Source organism: Salinicoccus sp. Marseille-QA3875, assembly GCF_054950095.1.
Window position 1 is genome coordinate 2,338,046 of the sequence record NZ_CM143103.1, and the last position, 18,844, is coordinate 2,356,889.

Annotated in this window: 16 protein-coding genes; 15 read left to right on the plus strand and 1 reads right to left on the minus strand. The window is 42.9% G+C overall.

The features are described from left to right. Nucleotides 1–4: 4 nt before the first annotated feature. The 10 genes from ACY8DT_RS11875 (at nucleotide 5) to rny (ending at nucleotide 12,693) form a co-directional block, all read left to right on the plus strand. The gene (locus ACY8DT_RS11875; protein WP_462420521.1) at nucleotides 5–1,681 is read left to right on the plus strand and encodes a ribonuclease J; all 1,677 of its coding nucleotides are present in this window, start codon (nucleotides 5–7) and stop codon (nucleotides 1,679–1,681) included. A 56-nt stretch (nucleotides 1,682–1,737) separates the two neighbouring features. Beyond that, nucleotides 1,738–4,233, plus strand: a complete 2,496-nt coding sequence (locus tag ACY8DT_RS11880) for a DNA translocase FtsK (protein ID WP_462420522.1) — start codon at nucleotides 1,738–1,740, stop codon at nucleotides 4,231–4,233. Between the two features lie 10 nt (nucleotides 4,234–4,243). Next, nucleotides 4,244–5,488 (plus strand): EF-P 5-aminopentanol modification-associated protein YfmF, encoded by a 1,245-nt coding sequence (gene yfmF, locus ACY8DT_RS11885; RefSeq protein WP_462420523.1) that lies wholly within the window; start codon nucleotides 4,244–4,246, stop codon nucleotides 5,486–5,488. A 4-nt stretch (nucleotides 5,489–5,492) separates the two neighbouring features. Next, a complete protein-coding gene (gene yfmH, locus ACY8DT_RS11890) occupies nucleotides 5,493–6,794 on the plus strand; it encodes an EF-P 5-aminopentanol modification-associated protein YfmH (protein WP_462420524.1) in 1,302 nt (433 codons plus the stop codon). Then, complete coding sequence (locus tag ACY8DT_RS11895) at nucleotides 6,787–7,479, plus strand: SDR family NAD(P)-dependent oxidoreductase (protein ID WP_462420525.1); 693 nt, start codon at nucleotides 6,787–6,789, stop codon at nucleotides 7,477–7,479. Before yfmH ends, ACY8DT_RS11895 begins: the two co-directional genes overlap by 8 nt. Continuing rightward, nucleotides 7,476–8,318: a DUF3388 domain-containing protein gene (locus ACY8DT_RS11900; RefSeq protein ID WP_462420526.1), complete on the plus strand. Its 843-nt coding sequence runs from the start codon at nucleotides 7,476–7,478 to the stop codon at nucleotides 8,316–8,318. The genes ACY8DT_RS11895 and ACY8DT_RS11900 overlap by 4 nt, the downstream gene beginning before the upstream one ends. A gap of 8 nt (nucleotides 8,319–8,326) precedes the next feature. Next, a complete protein-coding gene (locus tag ACY8DT_RS11905) occupies nucleotides 8,327–9,169 on the plus strand; it encodes a helix-turn-helix domain-containing protein (RefSeq protein ID WP_462420527.1) in 843 nt (280 codons plus the stop codon). A gap of 4 nt (nucleotides 9,170–9,173) precedes the next feature. After that, the gene (gene pgsA, locus ACY8DT_RS11910) at nucleotides 9,174–9,758 is read left to right on the plus strand and encodes a CDP-diacylglycerol--glycerol-3-phosphate 3-phosphatidyltransferase (protein ID WP_462420528.1); all 585 of its coding nucleotides are present in this window, start codon (nucleotides 9,174–9,176) and stop codon (nucleotides 9,756–9,758) included. Between the two features lie 174 nt (nucleotides 9,759–9,932). Beyond that, nucleotides 9,933–10,991 (plus strand): recombinase RecA, encoded by a 1,059-nt coding sequence (gene recA, locus ACY8DT_RS11915; protein ID WP_462420529.1) that lies wholly within the window; start codon nucleotides 9,933–9,935, stop codon nucleotides 10,989–10,991. A 142-nt stretch (nucleotides 10,992–11,133) separates the two neighbouring features. Further along, entirely contained in the window at nucleotides 11,134–12,693 is a 1,560-nt protein-coding gene (rny, locus tag ACY8DT_RS11920) for a ribonuclease Y (RefSeq protein WP_462420530.1), read from the plus strand. A 149-nt stretch (nucleotides 12,694–12,842) separates the two neighbouring features. Here the strand turns inward: rny and ACY8DT_RS11925 are convergent, their stop codons facing one another. Next, nucleotides 12,843–13,064 carry a hypothetical protein gene (locus ACY8DT_RS11925; protein ID WP_462420531.1) on the minus strand — a complete coding sequence of 74 codons (222 nt, stop codon included), beginning with the start codon at nucleotides 13,062–13,064 and terminating at the stop codon, nucleotides 12,843–12,845. Nucleotides 13,065–13,161: 97 nt separating this feature from the next. On the opposite strand from ACY8DT_RS11925, the gene ACY8DT_RS11930 reads away from it, so the two are divergent. The 5 genes from ACY8DT_RS11930 to ACY8DT_RS11950 all read left to right on the plus strand — a co-directional run bounded on the left by ACY8DT_RS11930 (nucleotide 13,162) and on the right by ACY8DT_RS11950 (nucleotide 18,729). Further along, entirely contained in the window at nucleotides 13,162–13,920 is a 759-nt protein-coding gene (locus ACY8DT_RS11930; RefSeq protein ID WP_462420532.1) for a TIGR00282 family metallophosphoesterase, read from the plus strand. 102 nt (nucleotides 13,921–14,022) lie between these two features. Further along, complete coding sequence (locus ACY8DT_RS11935) at nucleotides 14,023–15,786, plus strand: 2-oxoacid:acceptor oxidoreductase subunit alpha (RefSeq protein WP_462420533.1); 1,764 nt, start codon at nucleotides 14,023–14,025, stop codon at nucleotides 15,784–15,786. After that, nucleotides 15,787–16,653: a 2-oxoacid:ferredoxin oxidoreductase subunit beta gene (locus ACY8DT_RS11940; RefSeq protein WP_462420534.1), complete on the plus strand. Its 867-nt coding sequence runs from the start codon at nucleotides 15,787–15,789 to the stop codon at nucleotides 16,651–16,653. A 218-nt stretch (nucleotides 16,654–16,871) separates the two neighbouring features. Next, the gene (locus ACY8DT_RS11945) at nucleotides 16,872–17,774 is read left to right on the plus strand and encodes an NERD domain-containing protein (RefSeq protein WP_462420535.1); all 903 of its coding nucleotides are present in this window, start codon (nucleotides 16,872–16,874) and stop codon (nucleotides 17,772–17,774) included. A 436-nt stretch (nucleotides 17,775–18,210) separates the two neighbouring features. Beyond that, entirely contained in the window at nucleotides 18,211–18,729 is a 519-nt protein-coding gene (locus tag ACY8DT_RS11950; protein WP_462420536.1) for a cysteine hydrolase family protein, read from the plus strand. The last annotated feature ends 115 nt before the right edge of the window (nucleotides 18,730–18,844 follow it).

Consider the following 18,844-nt stretch of genomic DNA (forward strand, 5'->3'; position numbering starts at 1 on the left):
AGTTTTGAATTCATCAAAAACAGACAGAGGAAATATCAAAATCATTCCACTCGGCGGTGTTGGTGAGATTGCCAAAAACATGTATGTCGTCGAAGTGGATGATGAGATGTTCATCTTAGATGCAGGACTGATGTTTCCGGAAGATGAAATGTTAGGTGTCGATATTGTCATCCCTGATATTTCCTATATAAAAGAAAATAAAAACAAATTAAAAGGAATTTTTCTAAGCCATGGCCATGAAGATGCCATCGGTGCGATACCCTATATTGTCGGAGAGTTGAATGTGCCGATCTATGGTTCCAAATTAACATTGGCACTTGTCAAAGACCGTCTTAAGCAAAAGGGTGTCAATAAGAAAGTCAAATTCTATACCATTAACAGTAAATCAAAAATGAAATTTAAAAACGTTGCGATGAACTTCTTTGAAGTGAGTCACAGCATTCCGGATGCATACGGTGTGAGTCTTGAAACTAAATACGGCTCAATCGTCTATACCGGAGAATTTAAATTCGACCAGAGTTTGACGGGAGACTACCGTTATAATATGGCTAAAATGTATGAAATTGCAGGTGAAGATGGCGTGCTGGCATTGATCAGTGACTCCACCGAGGCCGAGAAACCGGGGTACAATACTGCAGAAAATGTGGTGGAAGACCAGATATTGGACGGTTTCTATAAAGCGAATGGACGCATCATCGTGTCGTGTTACGCTTCCAACTTTGTAAGGATACAGCAAGTTTTAAACAATGCTGTTAAGACAAAGCGTAAAGTATCATTTTTAGGGCGAACTTTGGAAAGTTCATTCAAAACAGCGAGAAATCTGGGATATTTCGATATTCCTGAAGGATTGCTTGTACCGATACATGAGATTAAAGACTATCCTAAAAATGAGACGGTCATCATTGCCTCAGGTTCACAGGGTGAACCGATCGAAGCGCTCGGACAGATGTCGCGGGGCAGCCATGATGTGACGAATATTAAAGAAGGCGATACGGTCTTTATTTTGACGACACCGTCTTCAAATATGGAAGTCATTTTATACAGTACGTTGAACGATTTGGTGAAAGCAGGGGCGAACGTAGTGACGCCTTCCCAAAACACTCATGCTTCAGGACACGGTCTGAGCGAAGAATTGAAAATGATGCTGAATGTTATGAAGCCCAAGTACTTCATACCTGTGCAGGGCGAGTTTAAAATGCAGATTGCGCACGCAAAACTTGCAGCAGAGACAGGTGTGGCGCCTGAGAACATCTTTTTATTGGAAAAGGGTGATGTTGCATCATATGACGGCAGCACAATGATCAGTGCTGAAAAAGTGACAGCAGGAAATACTCTGATAGACGGCAGCGGCGTCGGCGATGTTGGTAACATTGTGCTCAGAGACAGAAGACTTTTAAGTGAAGACGGAATTTTCATTGCAGTCATCACAATTGATCCTGTCGCCCGTACAATCGTGGCAGGGCCGGAACTTCAGTCACGCGGTTTCGTCTATGTCAAAAAGAGCGAAGATCTGCTGAATGAAGCAGAGAGCAGAGTCACTGACATTGTCAATGACGCACTCATGGAAAAAAAATTGGACTGGAGTACAATCAAACAGAGCATCCGGGATGACTTAGGCAAGTACTTATATGACAGTACGAAACGCCGCCCGATGATCATACCAATAATATCTGAAATATAAACTATAGTGAGACTGCCATTTTGGCAGTCTCATTATCAATCGAAAGAGGAGTTTTTATGACTTCAAAGCGTAAAAAAAGTACAGCCAGCAGAAAAAAACAAAAACAAAATAATAAAACTTATTACTCACTGTTAACTTTTGCGTTCATTGTGATAATAATCATTGCAATTTTACGACTCGGTGCAGTTGGTGCTTTTTTAGATGCTGGTGTTGCATATATTTTAGGAACGAGTCGTTATTTTACATATATCATTGCGATTTTAGCCGGTATCTACATCATCAGGGAACTAAAGATACCGCTTACTAAACGCATGTCCGGTTATTTGCTGTTTCAGTTCGGGCTGCTGTTTTTACTGCATTCCATTTTGTATTTGTCAAATCAGCCGAGAACAGAAAACTACTTCACTTTCAATGAGATTTTTACAATCATCCGTGAACCGGGCAGTTCGGAATTTTTCGGCGGCGGTGTGTTTGGCCAATTGCTCTTTGCATTTTCTTCCACAGGCATATCACTGATCGGTACGCTGCTTCTCAGCATGATATTCATCTATTTCAGCATTTTAATGATCACTCATAGAAATATTGCGGATTCACTGACTGCGCATACCAATAAGGTCGTTGAAGTCGTGAGAGCCATAGGCCTTGCAGTCGTGCGCATGTTCGTATGGATTTATAAAGGCATTGAAAACGGCATCGCAAGCCTTCTTGATAACAGGAAGAAAGCGTCCGTTGAAAGCAGCAGTACAAAAAAGCCTGCTAAAAAGGAAAAAGCGGTTGCCGCCAATAAAAAATCAGATGCAGACGAAGTTGCATATGCTGAACCGAAACAATTGGACGACTTCTCTCATGATGAGACGATCATAGAAGATATGTACAGCTATGAACGCGAAGATGAAGAAGCAAATGAGAAAGCGCTTGAAGAGCTGGCCGGCAGTCTTGACCGTGAGGAAAATATTCAGGAAGAAAAAGAGCCTGCAGACGAAGCTGCAGGGCGTGAACCTGAGAGAGAAAGCGCACTTGAAATAGCCGAAGCGGAAGAAGAACCTCAGCAAATTGAATATGAGAGCGAGGACTTCACCGACACTGTCGCCCCGGCAGAGACTTCAGGCGAAAATGAAGTGGATGAATTCGATGATGATGAACTGAAGCAGTTGAAACAATATGAACTGCCTTCAATCAACATTTTGGATGATGTGGAAGTTTCAGAGAAAATGGATAATAAAGAAGTTTTAAAACAGGGTAAAATTTTGGAAGAAACACTGCTTAACTTCGGTGTCAATGCGAAAGTTTCCAAAATCAGGATCGGTCCTGCTGTTACACAGTTTGAAGTGCAGCCGGACATAGGGGTGAAGGTAAGTAAGATCATCAACCTCCAGAATGATATTGCCCTGAGTCTTGCAGCGAAGGACATACGTATTGAGGCACCGATACCGGGTAAATCTGCAGTCGGCATAGAAGTGCCGAACTCGGTAGTCAGCATGGTCACCGTCAGGGAAGTACTGAAGCGGAAATCATCGGAGAATCCGCTTGAAGTGGTGCTCGGTAAAGATATATCTGGTGCGCCTATCTTAGCTGAACTGAACAAGATGCCCCACCTGCTTGTTGCAGGGGCTACCGGCAGTGGTAAGTCAGTCTGTATCAACGGCATCATAGTGAGTCTGTTGATGAATGCGAAGCCGCATGAGGTCAAACTGATGATGATCGATCCCAAGATGGTTGAACTGAATGTCTATAACGGCATTCCGCATCTGTTGTCACCGGTTGTGACGAATCCTCAAAAGGCGAGTGACGCCCTGAACAGGATCGTTTCAGAAATGGAACGGCGCTATGATCTGTTCTCACATTCACATACTAGAAACATTGAAGCTTATAACCAGTATCTGGAACGTGAAAGCGACAATCCGGAAAAAGTCCAGAAACTGCCTTATATCGTCGTCATCATCGATGAGCTGGCAGACTTGATGATGGTGGCTTCTAAAGATGTTGAAGCGAGCATTACAAGGATTGCACAGATGGCAAGAGCAGCAGGGATCCATCTGATCATCGCGACCCAAAGACCATCGGTGAATGTCATCACGGGAATCATCAAGGCGAACATACCTTCAAGGATTGCATTCAGTGTGAGTTCACAGATCGACTCAAGAACAATCATCGACTCACAAGGCGCCGAAAAACTACTTGGAAGAGGAGATATGCTGTTCCTCCCTTCAGGAAGATCCAAGCCGCTCCGCGTGCAGGGTGCCTTCCTTTCAGATAACGAGGTTCAGGATGTGGTTGACTTCATCACCAGCCAGATGAAGGCGAACTATGAGAAATCTATCATGAATAAAGAACCCCAAACAGAAGAAGTTGAATCTGAAGATGAATTGTATCCGGATGCCAAATGGTTTGTGATTGAAGAGCAGCGTGCGAGCGCATCTCTTCTGCAGAGACAGTTCCGTATCGGCTATAACCGTGCCGCACGGCTGGTGGATGATCTGGAAGCAAACGGCATCATCGGTCCCGCCAGCGGCAGCAAGCCGAGAAACGTATTAGTCGAAAACGATGAGTAAGGAGTTAATTATGTATAATGTGCAATTAAAAACGATAGACAATATCCCAACGGTCTTTATTCATACGGAAAAATTCAAGACGATCAATTTGAAAGTACAGTTCAGAAGCGGACTTGAAAGGGAGCGGGTGTCCAAAAGATATCTGCTCAGCCGTATGATGGTTAAGAAAACCGGGTCATTTGAAACTGAAAGTGACTTCTTAAAATATTTGGCGCATCATTACGGTGCACACCTCACTTCAGGCGTAACTAAAAAAGGGCGGGATCATCTGGTGTCCTTCAATCTGGAGTTCATCAATTCCAGGTTCGTCAAAGAAGACTTGAACCTTCTTCGGAAAATGTCTGAAGTATTGAAAGATGTACTGAAGACACCATTTGATTATGGTGAGAAAGACATTCAATTTTTCGAACGGGAAAAACGTCTATACATCAACCGGTTGAAAGGTCTTAAAGATAACAAAGGCCAAAAGAGCTTTGAAAATCTATTGAATATCATGTTCGAAGATGAGCCGTATAAATATTTATCCCATGGTGTCCTTGAAGATATCGAGAATATCACATTGGAAGATATTAAAGATGAACATCAGGAAATGATGAAAAATGACGAAGTGGTCATTCTTATTGCAGGACACCTGGATGAAGTGGCGGATGACAGCCTTGAAGGTCTTATCATCCGTGATGAAACGATCCGCCTGCCATATGAGGGCTATGATTTCAAAGAAGTGACAGCTAAAGAACAGACGGACAAGGAAAGCCTCGAACAGGCGAAGCTCAATATCGGTTTCAGGGCGGACTTGAAATCTTCAGAAGAAAGAATGGCCCTGAATGTTGCCAATCAGATGTTCGGTGGCGGTGCGACGAGTTATTTATTTAAAAATATCCGTGAAAAAGAAAGTCTGGCCTATCAGATTCATTCGCAGACAGATATAAAAAATGGTTTCCTCTTTGTCCTGGCGGGCATTTCCCCCGACCAGGCCGAAAAGGCGAAGAATGCAGTGCTGCATGAGCTCGAGAGAATCAAGGACGGAGACTTCACAGAGGAATTCCTGTCTGAAACGAAACATCTGATGCAGGTGAACAGAAATGAAATTGTCGATAAGCCAAAAGGTCTGATTGCACTTGTCTACAATCAGTACTTGAACGACAGTACCGAGGGTGACTGGGAAAAATCATTGAATGAAGTCGATCATGAGCTGATCGTTAAAGTTGCCAATCAAATTTATCTGGATACGGTATATACATTAACAGGGAAGTGATTGAATGAGACACATAGAATATAAAGAGATTGATGAAAATGTTTATCAGGAGACTTTGGATAACGGTCTTCAAGTGTTCATTATTCAAAAATCAGGATATAACAAAAAATTTGTGACCTATACGTCAAAATACGGTTCAATCGACAACCATTTCAAAGTCGATGACAAAGAGTATGAAGTACCCGACGGCATCGCACATTTTCTGGAGCATAAGATGTTTGAAAAAGAACACGGCGATGTCTTTGATCTGTTTGCCAAAGGCGGCGCAAACGCCAATGCATTCACCTCGTATGACAGAACATCCTATCTATTCAGCACGACGGAAGATTTCTATAAAAACCTGATCCTGCTGATGGAGATGGTCGAAAAGCCGTACTTTACAGAAAAAACGGTGGCAAGGGAAATCGGCATCATCAATGAAGAAATCAAGATGTATCAGGACAATCCCGGCTACAGACTGTACTTCGATACAATCGGCCAGATGTATCACGAGCTGCCTGTAAAGATAGACATTGCAGGAACGCTGCCTTCAATCAGCGAGATTACTAAAGATCACTTATACTTGTGCCATGAGACATTTTACCATCCATCCAACATGGTGCTCATCATGGTCGGTGATTTCGATGTGGAAGAAACGATGACATTTGTCAAGGAACATCAGAACGCCCGTGGAGAAATAAAACCGCTGGATGTTGAAAGAATCCTGCCTGATGAGAAGCGTGACGTAGTGAAACAAAAGCACAACCTGTATCTCGATGTTGCCGAAACAAAAGTGATGCTCGGTTTTAAAAATGAAAAAATCGATTCCGATTCGGAACGTCTGACACGGGATCTCGCGATGATGTTCGGCCTGGACATGGTTTTCGGTGAACAGTCCGAATACTACTATCAGATGCTGGAAGAAGGCATCATAGATGATTCATTCAACTTCGCACACAATGAGGAGAAGGATTTCGCCCATATACTCATGACGACTCAGACCGATGATCCGGAAAAGTTTACACAGACCATTCTGCAGATCATAGAGGATATTAAAAATAAAGATATTTTCGAAGAAGAGAAACTGAACAATCAGAAGCGCGAAGTGCTCGGAGATTATTTATCCAGCCTGAACTCACCTGAGTATATCGCAAATCAATATACAAAATATCATCTGGACGGCTATGATCTATATAAGCTGCCTGAAATCATTGAGAAGATCACTGTCCTGGATATTAAGAAATATATATTCCATGCTTTGGATCCTGAATATATGGTCGAGTGTGTGCTGCAGCCGGAAGATGAAAAAGTGAGTGCTGATGGCTGATAAGACGTATCTCATCGTCGGCGCTTCCGGAGACATCGGACAGGCAGTCCACAATGACCTGCAAAGTGAAAACATTGTATCAGTATCGAAGATACGGCCGCCGAAATATAAAAGTGAACATCATTACCTTGATCTGTCACAACCGCTCACTGAAGAAGATGTCCACGCAATTACACGCCGCTTAGATGTCATTGACGGACTGATATGGTCACCGGGGGCCGAACTGTTCGGGATGTTCCAGGATACGAGTCTGAAATCCGTGGATGAACAGTATAATATTTCAATCCGCTCACTGATCATTTTTATAAAAGTGATATTGCCAAAACTAAAAATGAGCAAAAGTGGTAGAATAATAGTAATTACTTCTGTATGGGGAGAAGCAGGCGCCAGTTTTGAAAGCATCTATGCGACGATGAAAGGTGCTCAGAACACCCTGGTGAAATCTCTTGCCAAAGAACTAGCAGCGACAGATATTACTGTAAATGCAGTGGCTCCGGGTGTGGTTGAAGGCAGTATGACGCATGCACTCGAAGAACAAGATCTGCAGGCGGTTATGAGTGAACTTCCCCAGCAGAGACTGATTGAACCTTCTGAAGTCAGCAGTTCGGTCTGTTTCATATTGAAAGACAGCTCGAAAAGCATCAATGGTGAAATACTGAATATAAACGGAGGATGGTACACATGAGTGAATCAAAAGATATATATCATGAAACTGATTTAGAGCAGTACCCAGAACGTAATATAGAACAGTATTTGGAGTATGAGAACGTGGTTAACAGAGCAGGTCTGCTGGGCGATATATCTTCTCTGCTCGGTAACCTCGGCATCAGTATAAACACGATCAACGGTGTAGAAAAAACACGACGCGGGCTGATTGTCCGTACAGATAATATCGATAAACTCAGACGTTTCGTCTATATCAGCCAGTATGTGGATGATATCAATATCATCAAAGTCAGAACGCCGCAGGTCAGAGACCGTCTTGCAGTCAGGCACGGCCGGTTCATAAAGAGGGACGAAGATAAGAAAACATACAGATTCACCCGCGATGAAATTGGTATTCTTGTTGATTTTCTTGGAGAAATATTCCTTGAGAACAAACACCGCCTGATCGGTATTCGCGGAATGCCGCGGGTAGGCAAGACGGAGTCGATTGTTGCCGCGAGTGTCACTGCTAAGAAAAAATGGCTGTTTTTATCGAGCACCCTTATAAAGCAGACAGAACGTAAAAGTCTTCTGAAAGGTGAGTATAACGATGGCAACGTCTATATCATCGACGGGGCGGTAACTGCCAACTCAACCAACAGAGAACATAAGAACCTCATCAGGGAACTGATGAGTTTCCCTGCAGTGAAGGTTGTTGAACACCCGGATCTGTTCAATGAGGATATGAAATATACCATGGATGACTTCGATTACATCATTGAACTGAGAGAGCATGAAAATCAGAAGATCACATATGAAAAACATAAGAAGAAACATTGGTTCGAGAATGAGGATATGGACTTCTTCAGTGGGTTTTAGGAGGCATTATGAAACTAGGAGCGTATTTAAGAGATAAACGTGAAAAAGCCGGCGTTACCTTAAAAGAAATGCAGGAAAAATCAGGCATCAGGAAAAGTATAATAAAAATTATCGAAGCGGATGATTTCAGTAAATTACCCGAACAGAATCATGTATACTTTTTAATTGGAAAATACGCTAAAGTCTTAGGACTTGATGCAGATCATTTGTTTTCAAGGTTCTCTGACGATCTTCCTGAAGAGAATGGACAATCAAAAAAAAGACAGCAGTCAGAGAATGAAGACTTTAAATATTTAAGAAAAGTATTGATCAGTTTCGCTGCAATGATCGGTATTTTATTTGTACTATGGCTGATTTTGCTGCAGATAGGTTCTGAAACGGATATGTTCGAACAGACACCGATCTACGAATCAACGGCATTCGATATCGAATCTTACGATACTGAAGAAGAATCTTCAGACGAGAATGAAGAGGAGACCGGTGACCAGGCAGAAGATGAGGAAACTTCTGAAGAAGAGGGCGGCTCTGAATCAGAATCTGCAGCGGATATCAGCTATATCGGCATGGACAATAATACATTATATTATGACGTCACAGTGAGCGGTAATCTGGAAGTGACTCTGGCAGGAGAAAATTCATGGGTCAGCCTGTCGGATGATGCAGGAAACACTTATGCGTACGAGGAACTTTCCGAAGGTGAATATGATATAGCCGAGGATGCCCAGGCACTGTATCTGACCATTGGCAACGCGCCGGCCCAGGAACTGACTGTCGGCGGAGAAACCGTGTCAAGCAGTGAATCGACAGATGCAATCACAGTGCATTATGAATTTAACATTGTAAGGGAGTGATAGTATGAACATACCAAATCAGCTCACAGTTTTCAGAGTTGTTCTGATACCTGTCCTGATGGTATTCGCTCTGGCCGATTTCGGTTTTGGCGATATGGAATTTCTCGGCGGGGAACTTATCAGAGTGGAACAGTTCATATCAGCGGTTATTTTTGTTGTAGCAACATTTACAGATTTTCTTGACGGCTATCTCGCACGTAAATGGAACATGATTACGAATATGGGTAAATTCCTGGACCCGCTGGCCGATAAATTACTGGTCACTGCAGGTCTGATTGTTCTGGTGGAATGGCATACCATATCCTCCTGGATTGCAGTCGTCATCATAGCCAGGGAATTTGCAGTCACCGGACTGAGGCTTCTGCAGATCGAGCAGGGCTTTGTCAGCGCAGCATCGAATCTCGGAAAAGTGAAGACGACATTCCAGATGCTCGCACTGATCTTTTTACTGTTCGGAGATATATTCACACAGTTCTTACCATTTTCATTAGGTATGCTGCTGATGTATATCGCAGTGTTCTTTACTGTTCTGTCCGGTATCGAGTATTTTTACAAAGGACGGGAAGTCTTCAAGGCAAAGCCTGAATAAAATCTTTGCTGCAGGCAGTCCCATGCAGAAATGCGATTTCAGACATGTAAAAGCGTTCAAATCATTGTTCAGCGTCACAAAAATTTAATTTCTGCAGAGCAAAAGCGAATATATGTTCGCTTTTTTGTTTTCTACATGATATAATATTTTCGAAGTAATATTTGGAGGGATAACATGGACGAAAGACAAAAAGCATTAGATACTGTAATTAAAAATATGGAGAAATCTTTTGGTAAAGGTTCCGTCATGAAACTTGGTGATGATACCGGGAGAAACGTATCTACAGTTTCCAGCGGTTCAATCACATTGGACAAAGCACTGGGTGTAGGTGGTTATCCGAAAGGAAGAATCATCGAAATTTACGGTCCTGAATCCTCTGGTAAAACGACAGTCGCATTACATGCGATCGCAGAAGTGCAGAAAAATGGCGGCATCGCCGCATTCATAGATGCAGAACATGCCCTGGACCCTGTATATGCAAAAAATCTGGGTGTAGATACGGAAAACTTATATTTATCACAGCCGGACCACGGTGAGCAGGGACTTGAGATTGCTGAAGCATTCGTCCGGAGCGGTGCTGTTGATATTGTTGTCGTCGACTCTGTCGCGGCACTCACACCGAAAGCTGAAATCGAAGGTGAGATGGGCGATACACACGTCGGCCTGCAGGCACGCCTGATGTCACAGGCGCTACGCAAGCTCTCTTCAGCGATTGCAAAAAGTAATACAACAGCAATTTTCATCAACCAGATCCGTGAGAAAATCGGTGTAATGTTCGGCAACCCGGAAACGACACCGGGTGGACGTGCCCTTAAGTTCTACAGTTCTGTCAGACTCGAAGTACGCCGTGCAGAACAGCTGAAGCTTGGACAGGAAATCGTCGGTAACAGAACGAAGATCAAGGTTGTTAAAAATAAAGTGGCACCGCCGTTCAGAGTTGCAGAAGTTGATATGATGTACGGTAAAGGTATTTCCAAAACCGGTGAAGTCGTCGATCTTGCATCAGAAGCGGAAATCGTCCAGAAGAGCGGTGCATGGTATTCATATAATGGTGAACGTTTAGGCCAGGGTAAGGAAAATGTAAAAGAACATCTTGAGCAAAACCCTGAATTGTTTGCAGAAATCCAGGGAAAATTGAGAGATCATCTCGGCTTTGGCGAAGGCGGTAATGAAGAAGTCCCTGAAGATTCTGCTGCGGATGAAAATTCGCTTTTCGAGGATGAAGATCAGTAAATAATGGAATATCAGCACCAGCTCATATAAATATGAAGCTGGTGCTTGATTTTATTCAGGTTTATATTTAGAATTGTTATATATAATATTTTAATAACTATATTATATATATTAGCTTGAGCCTTTTAAGGAGGTGTTTATTGTGGATTTGATAGACATTCTCTTAATCTTGCTCGGCATAATTCTAGGCGTTGTAATCGGATATTTTATAGTAAAATCAATTTTGACTAAGCAACAGCAGGAAGCGCGCTCTTCAGCTGACCATATTATTGGTGAAGCTGAAAAAGAAGCGAACAGTATCAAGAAAGAAAAGCTGTTGGAAGCAAAAGAAGAAAACCAAAATCTCAAAGATGCCATGGAACGTGAAGTTGATACTCAACGTGACGAACTGAGGGCATTTGAATCCAGACTGCTTCAACGAGAACAGAGTCTTGACCGTAAAAGTGAAAATTTGGACAAGAAAGACGAAGCATTGGATGCAAAAGAGGCGAAAATTGAAGAAAAACAGCAATTGGTTGATGCCGAGGATGGAAAGATTAAAGAAATAATCAATCAACAAGAAACAGAATTATCCCGCATCTCCGGTTTAACACGTGTGGAAGCACGCGAAGAACTATTCTCTGAACTAGAGAAAGAACTGTCACATGATATGGCTGTTATGGTAAAAGAAAAAGAAAACCAGATGAAAATGGATGTAGACAAAGATGCTAAGGAACTGCTCGCATTGACAGCACAGAGATACGCTGCCGAGTATACTTCCGAGTCTACCGTCTCCGTTGTGAATTTACCAAATGATGAAATGAAGGGACGTATAATAGGTCGTGAAGGACGGAATATACGTACACTGGAAACTCTTACAGGTGTAGATTTGATCATTGACGATACACCAGAAGCGGTGATTTTATCAGGATTTGATCCAATACGTCGGGCAATTGCCAAAAACGCATTGGAATCACTGGTACAGGATGGTCGCATCCACCCTGGAAGAATTGAAGAAATGGTGGATAAAGCAAAACGTAATATGGAATCGGATATTCGCGATGCAGGTGAAGCTGCAGCATTTGAACTCGATATCCATAACCTGCACCCTGAATTTGTCAAACATCTTGGAAAGATGAAGTATCGTCTGAGCTACGGCCAGAATGTATTGAAACATTCGGTTGAAGTCGGATACCTTGCAGGGATGCTGGCAAGTGAACTGGGTGAAGACGTTGCGATCGCACGCCGTGCAGGCTTGTTACATGATATCGGCAAAGCCATCGACCATGAAATTGAAGGCAGTCACGTGGAAATTGGCGTGGAGCTGGCGAAGCGCTACAAAGAATCGGAAACAGTAATCAATGCGATTCATTCTCATCACGGTGACGTTGAGCCGAATAATGTAATATCAATTCTGGTTGCAGCAGCAGACGCTTTAAGTGCTGCAAGACCAGGTGCACGTCGTGAAACACTGGAAAATTATGTGAAACGCTTAGAGCGTTTGGAAGAAATTGCAGATAACCATCCGGGCGTTGAGAAAACGTTTGCAATACAGGCAGGCCGTGAAATCAGGGTGATGGTTGCACCTGATAGCATTGATGACCTGAATGCACATAGATTGGCCAGAGACATCAAGAAACAAGTGGAAGATGAACTGCAGTATCCAGGACACATTAAAGTGACAGTTGTCCGCGAGATGAGGGCAGTGGAATATGCCAAATAAAAAATTCCCGAACTTTATGAGTTCGGGTTTTTTAATGTCTTCTTTTACATGCAAGTTGATGTATAATAGATTAAATAATAAAAATTGTAACCGTTTTGTCTTTAAAATCGTCCTGAACATGTACAAGTTCAGGGCTTTTTCATGTATAATTACATTTTGGAATCATCGGCTTTCAGCATCTGAAGGATTTCAGCGGTCTCCTGAGTATTATGAGTGGTTGCTAATCTTTCATATTTTTCAGCCAGACGATATGCTGTCAAGTATAGTTCCAATCCTTCCATCGCTTTTTCATCAACGGTTGACAACGAATCGGAAGGGTTGGCCATCAGGACGGATTTTGCAAATTCTTTCGGATCGATTGATAGTGACAATTTATTCACTCCTAAATTTTTTATATTAAATCATACCCAGCGAGTTATACAATAAACACAAAATTTAATAAAAATTAACACAGTAAGGATGAAATTGATGCGGATCTTATTCATAGGTGATGTTGTCGGTAAAATCGGCAGAAGAATGGTGAGAGAACATTTATTAAAATTAAAAAGAGAGCACGGCGCCCAGATTGCGATAGTGAACGGTGAGAATGCTGCGCATGGGAAGGGGATCACGGAAAAAATATATAAAGAACTGCTGGGTTACGGCGCGGACTTTATTACACTGGGGAATCATGCATTTGCCAAAAGTGATGCTTATGAACTTCTGGACAGAAATGTCAATATGATCAGACCTTTGAATTATCCTGAAACGGCACCGGGCCGGGGCTTTAAGACCATCAACATCAATAATAAAAAGCTTCTGATCATCAATTTGCAGGGCAGAAGTTTCATGCCGGCCATCGACTGTCCGTTTAAAGCGGCGGATAAAGTGCTTGAGGAGAATGAACATGACTATGCATTTGTCGATTTTCACAGCGAAACGACAAGTGAGAGTCTGGCGATGGGTTGGTATCTTGACGGCAGGGCAACTGCAGTAGTCGGTACACATACGCATGTGCAGACGAATGATGAACAGATTCTCCCAGGAAAAACTGCGTATATTACAGATACAGGAATGACAGGTTACAAAGACGGCATTCTCGGCATCCGCAAAGAGGAAGTCATCGAGCGCTTTTTAAACCAGCTTCCTGTAAAACATGATGTGCCTGACGAAGGTAAAGGCATCTTATCCGGGGTTCTGATTGATACAGACTATAAAAAAATTGAAAAGATAAAAATAACAGAGTGACAAGCTCGGACTCAAGTATGATTTTGAGTTGAATCGGCAGTCTCATCATGCTTAAAGACTGTTTTTCTGATATAGTTTTAATTGAATAAGGAGGCATTTATTATGAAAGAACAGTTGTCCTGGAAAGTCGGCGGACAGCAGGGTGAAGGAATCGAGTCGACTGGTGAGATATTCTCGACCACGCTTAACCGTCTGGGTTATCACCTTTACAGTTACCGTCATTTTTCCAGCCGTATAAAAGGTGGACATACAAACAACAATATACGGATTTCAGTGGATGAAGTCCGTTCAGTTGATGATAATATAGATATTCTTGTGGCATTTGACCAGCAGACGATAGATGTGAACAGCCATGAACTTTTCGAAGGCGGCATTATTCTGGCCGATGCCAAATTTAAGCCGACAGTGGATGAATCATTGAATGTCACTCTAGTAGTGATCCCATTTACTGAAATTGCTAAAGAGCAGGGCAGCCAGTTGATGAAAAACATGGTCGCAATCGGTGCAAGTGCGAGACTCATGAACCTGCCGATGGTACCATTCAAAGATATGATCCACACGATGTTCATAAGAAAAGGTGAAGAGATTGTAAACAGCAACCACAATGCACTCCGTCTTGGATTTGAAGCGATGGATGAGCAGTATAATGAACTGGATATCAGCGGCGATTTTGAACTCGGTCGATCCGACGGTACCGAGAAACTTTATCTCATCGGAAACGATGCGATAGGGTTTGGTGCGGTCAATGCCGGTGTCCGTTTTATGCCTGCCTATCCTATTACACCGGCAAGTGAAATCATGGAATATATGATCAAGCATCTGCCTAAACTCGGCGGAACTGTCATTCAGACAGAAGACGAAATCGCTGCAGTGACGATGGCAATCGGTTCAAACTATGCAGGTGCAAGAAGTTTTACGGCATCTGCCGGGCCGGGGCTGTCATTGATGATGGAATCAATCGGTCTGTCAGGGATGACAGAAACACCGCTCGTCATCGTCAACACGATGAGAGGCGGCCCGTCGACGGGACTGCCGACCAAGCAGGAACAGGCAGACCTGAATCAGATGATTTACGGTACTCACGGCGACATTCCTAAAATTGTACTTGCCCCGACCGATGTTGAAGATGCCTTTTATTCGACAATCGATGCATTCAACCTGGCTGAATATTATCAGGTGCCTGTCATCTTACTGTCGGATCTGCAGATGTCTTTAGGTAAACAGACATCCGAACCGTTTGATCTTTCCCGGGTTGAAATCAACCGCGGCAAGACAATACTTGAAGATATCGAACGCGAAGAGGATGATACGGATTACTTCGAAAGATACGGCGACAGCGATGACGGTATTTCAGAACGTCCGATTCCCGGCTTGAAAGGTGGTATACATCATGTAACCGGTGTGGAACACAGCCCGATCGGGACGCCGAGCGAAACAGCCGACAACCGTCAGGTCATGATGGAAAAAAGAATGCGTAAACTGAATCACTTTGTAATGGATGAGCCGTTCAAAGTGAACGGCGGGAAAGAAAGCGATCTTCTTGTCATCAGTTTCCTGAGCGTCAACGGTGTCGCAGCAGAAGCGATCAGTCGTTTCGACGAAGAAATCGTGGGCGACATTACACATGTTCAGCTGAAACAGCTGCATCCGTTCCCGGCGGAAGCCTTGTATCCGTACCTGGAAGGTGCAAAAGACATCCTTGTCATTGAACAGAACTACAGTGCACAGTTATTTAATATTGTGAAAATGAACTACCATATGCACAGCAAAATGAAGTCATTCACAAAATATAATGGAACGCCGTTTAAGCCGAATGAGATTGAAAAGTATATCAATTCGATTTTAAAAATAAAGGAAGTTTTATAAATGGCTACTTTTAAAGATTTCAGAAATAATATCAAACCCAACTGGTGTCCGGGCTGCGGCGACTTCAGTGTACAGGCTGCAATTCAAAAAGCCTGTGCAGGCAACGGACTGGAACCGGATGAGCTTGCAGTCATCACCGGAATCGGTTGCAGCGGCCGATTGAGCGGCTACATCAAATCATACGGTTTTCATGCGACTCACGGGCGCAGTCTGCCGGTGGCACAAGGTGTCAAGATGGCGAATAAAGATCTCACGGTCATTGCTTCAGGCGGTGACGGAGATGGATTCGCGATAGGCATGGGACATACAGTCCATGCCCTGAAACGTAATATCGACATTACTTACATCGTCATGGACAACCAGATTTACGGTTTGACAAAAGGTCAGACGAGCCCCTCGTCTTCTAAAGGTTTCGTGACCAAGTCAACACCGAAAGGCTCGATCGAACAGCCGATCCAGCCGATCAAAACTGCACTTGCGAGCGGTGCAACGTTCGTTGCCCAAAGCGTGAGTTCGGACATCAAGGAATTGACTTCCATCATCCAGCAGGCGATTGCACATAAAGGATTCAGCTTTGTGAATGTATTCAGTCCCTGTGTGACATACAACAAAGTGAATACTTATGACTGGTTCAAAGAGAATCTGATTCCGATCGCCGAGCTTGAGGGATATGATGTTCATAATGCGACAGGCGCGATGAACTCGATCATGGAAAATGATGGACTGTTAAAAGGCATCATCTATCATAATCCGGATGCACCTTCTTATGAAGAGCATATTGAAGGATATGATGAACAGCCGCTCATCTCACGTGAAATGAGACTTGAGAGAGATACTTTCGAAGATATGATGGCAGAATTTAAATAGTAATATGGCGAGATGCCCGGGACTTGTTACTCAAGTCACGGGCATTTTTTGATTCAATTACAGATTTTGTAATTCTGCGGGCGGAAACTGGATTACTGTTCAGTTTTAAATCAGATTTTATATTTTAGTGGATGATTCCATACAAAATTTGAATTGCTGCGATATGACAACAATTCAAAACCGGTTTATGCTGAAAATAAAGACCGGAGGCATGTGATTTGAGAGAAAAAACAAGGCGGCATCAACAGCTGGAGATTTTGAACTGTCGGTATAAACTGTCATCTTATGAAAAAGAGGAACTGCAGAAACTTGAAGCAGGTTATAAAGGTGAGTTGATTTTTGATGAACTGATCGAAGGTTTTATACGCGAGTCCAACATCGTTCATCTGAAAGATTATAACTTTTACCCGGAAGATATCGACCAGCAGCTTTTGACCCGGTCGAAGGAGGACGCGGCACACGTACAGATTGATAATTTGATTTTGGCTAAGGACTTTTTATATACATTTGAAATCAAGAACTACAGTTTCGACCTTAATTATGTGGATGCCAAGTGGTATTTTGAAAATGGCAATGAGTTCTCGGATCCATTGATACAAGTGGTGAAACAGCGGGATATGCTGGGCAGGCTGCTTGGCAGTTTCGGGCATAGGATCAGGATGTTCAATTTAGTGGTTTTTATTAATGAAAACCAGACGATCTTTAATCTGCCTGCAAGAAATGAAATCATAGTCAGAAGTAATTTGAAGAAGAAATTGTCCAAAGCCATGGTCAACAATCATTATGATCACAGCAAGCTCGTGGATAATCTTGAGTCCCGGCGTTTATTCGACTTGAAATACCAGGGCGATGCGGTTGTGGATTTTCAGAGTCTGGAAAAGGGTGTGTTCTGTGTAGGATGCGGCGAACGGTTGGTGCGATTGAACCGGTACTGGTTTAAATGTGGTGTATGTAGTGAGACGGTACATATACTTGAAGCAGCCCGCCGAGTAATTGAAGAAATGAAAATATTGAACCGGTGTTGGTCACTGAACCCAGTATCAGTCCAGAAATTTTCAGGAGGACAAATCAGTGATTTCTACATAAGAAAGCATATGAAGAATAAAATGTTGGAGCTCTGACCCATGAAAGGACAATTACCTTGAAAACGTATGTTTTTAAGTCTTTAAGTATGAGCAAGCTATCGTAAATCCTGGCTGTGCTCGGATTCCTGTCGTCCAAAACGAGCGAGCCGCTGAAATTCCTGGCTATGCTCGTATTCCTGTCGTCCAGAACGAGCGAGCCGCTGAAATTCCTGGCTATGCTCGTATTCTTGTCGTCCAAAACGAGCGAGCCGCTGAAATTCATGGCTGTGCTCGTATTCCTGTCGTCCAAAACGAGCGAGCCGCTGAAAATCATGGCTATGCTCGGATTCTCGCACTCCGAAACAAGCGAACCATCGAAAATAACTGGTTTACGTCGCTTTCTCCACAACCAGCCAAGCTCAAATAAATGACCACGCCCGCATAAAATAGTAAAATCAGTACATAATAGACTAAATTAATAGGGGGTCTACCGATGCTTGTAGCTATTGATCTGCAAAATGATATTTTTGACGGCAGAGGTTCAGGTTATGCCAAATGGACAAACAAGATAAATGACGGTATCGAGGCCAGAATTAAAAAGGCCATAGAGGAAGATGAGCCGATCATATATACGAGAAATCTGTATCCTGAATTCGAGTACGAAAACCGCTCGGAAGAGAGCATCCATTTTGATGAAGCCATCTATCCACAGTTTAGAGAGCTTCTTGAAAGTCACGGAGATGAATATACAAAAACATTTTACGGCATTCCGCCGGATGAGGCAAAAAGCCTTCTTGAAAAGTACAGGTATGATGTTGAAAACAATCGTCCAATCGAGTTTGTCGGGGCCGAGACGAACATATGCATCCTTGCGAATATAATGGTGATTCAAAATATCTTCCCCCAGGCCGAAATCATGTTAAATAAAAGGCTGGTTGCCAGTACGAGTGATAAACTCCATGATATGACGATCGAGGTGCTTTCCAATATGAATGTGACAATTACCGGTTAGGCCGGCTGTTCATCAGCAGCCGGTTTTATTTTTTTGAAAAATCGGACTACTAATCATCACGAAATTGTGTCATAATATAACCAATACTTCGGTACTCGAAAGAAATGTGGTGTAG

What these genes read in the sequence shown, in the direction of transcription:
- ACY8DT_RS11880 (WP_462420522.1), top strand. Translation starts at nt 1,738, where the DNA reads ATGACTTCAAAGCGTAAAAAAAGTACAGCCAGCAGAAAAAAACAAAAA.
- yfmF (WP_462420523.1), top strand. Translation starts at nt 4,244, where the DNA reads ATGTATAATGTGCAATTAAAAACGATAGACAATATCCCAACGGTCTTT.
- yfmH (WP_462420524.1), top strand. Translation starts at nt 5,493, where the DNA reads ATGAGACACATAGAATATAAAGAGATTGATGAAAATGTTTATCAGGAG.
- ACY8DT_RS11895 (WP_462420525.1), top strand. Translation starts at nt 6,787, where the DNA reads ATGGCTGATAAGACGTATCTCATCGTCGGCGCTTCCGGAGACATCGGA.
- ACY8DT_RS11900 (WP_462420526.1), top strand. Translation starts at nt 7,476, where the DNA reads ATGAGTGAATCAAAAGATATATATCATGAAACTGATTTAGAGCAGTAC.
- ACY8DT_RS11905 (WP_462420527.1), top strand. Translation starts at nt 8,327, where the DNA reads ATGAAACTAGGAGCGTATTTAAGAGATAAACGTGAAAAAGCCGGCGTT.
- pgsA (WP_462420528.1), top strand. Translation starts at nt 9,174, where the DNA reads ATGAACATACCAAATCAGCTCACAGTTTTCAGAGTTGTTCTGATACCT.
- recA (WP_462420529.1), top strand. Translation starts at nt 9,933, where the DNA reads ATGGACGAAAGACAAAAAGCATTAGATACTGTAATTAAAAATATGGAG.
- ACY8DT_RS11930 (WP_462420532.1), top strand. Translation starts at nt 13,162, where the DNA reads ATGCGGATCTTATTCATAGGTGATGTTGTCGGTAAAATCGGCAGAAGA.
- ACY8DT_RS11935 (WP_462420533.1), top strand. Translation starts at nt 14,023, where the DNA reads ATGAAAGAACAGTTGTCCTGGAAAGTCGGCGGACAGCAGGGTGAAGGA.
- ACY8DT_RS11940 (WP_462420534.1), top strand. Translation starts at nt 15,787, where the DNA reads ATGGCTACTTTTAAAGATTTCAGAAATAATATCAAACCCAACTGGTGT.
- ACY8DT_RS11950 (WP_462420536.1), top strand. Translation starts at nt 18,211, where the DNA reads ATGCTTGTAGCTATTGATCTGCAAAATGATATTTTTGACGGCAGAGGT.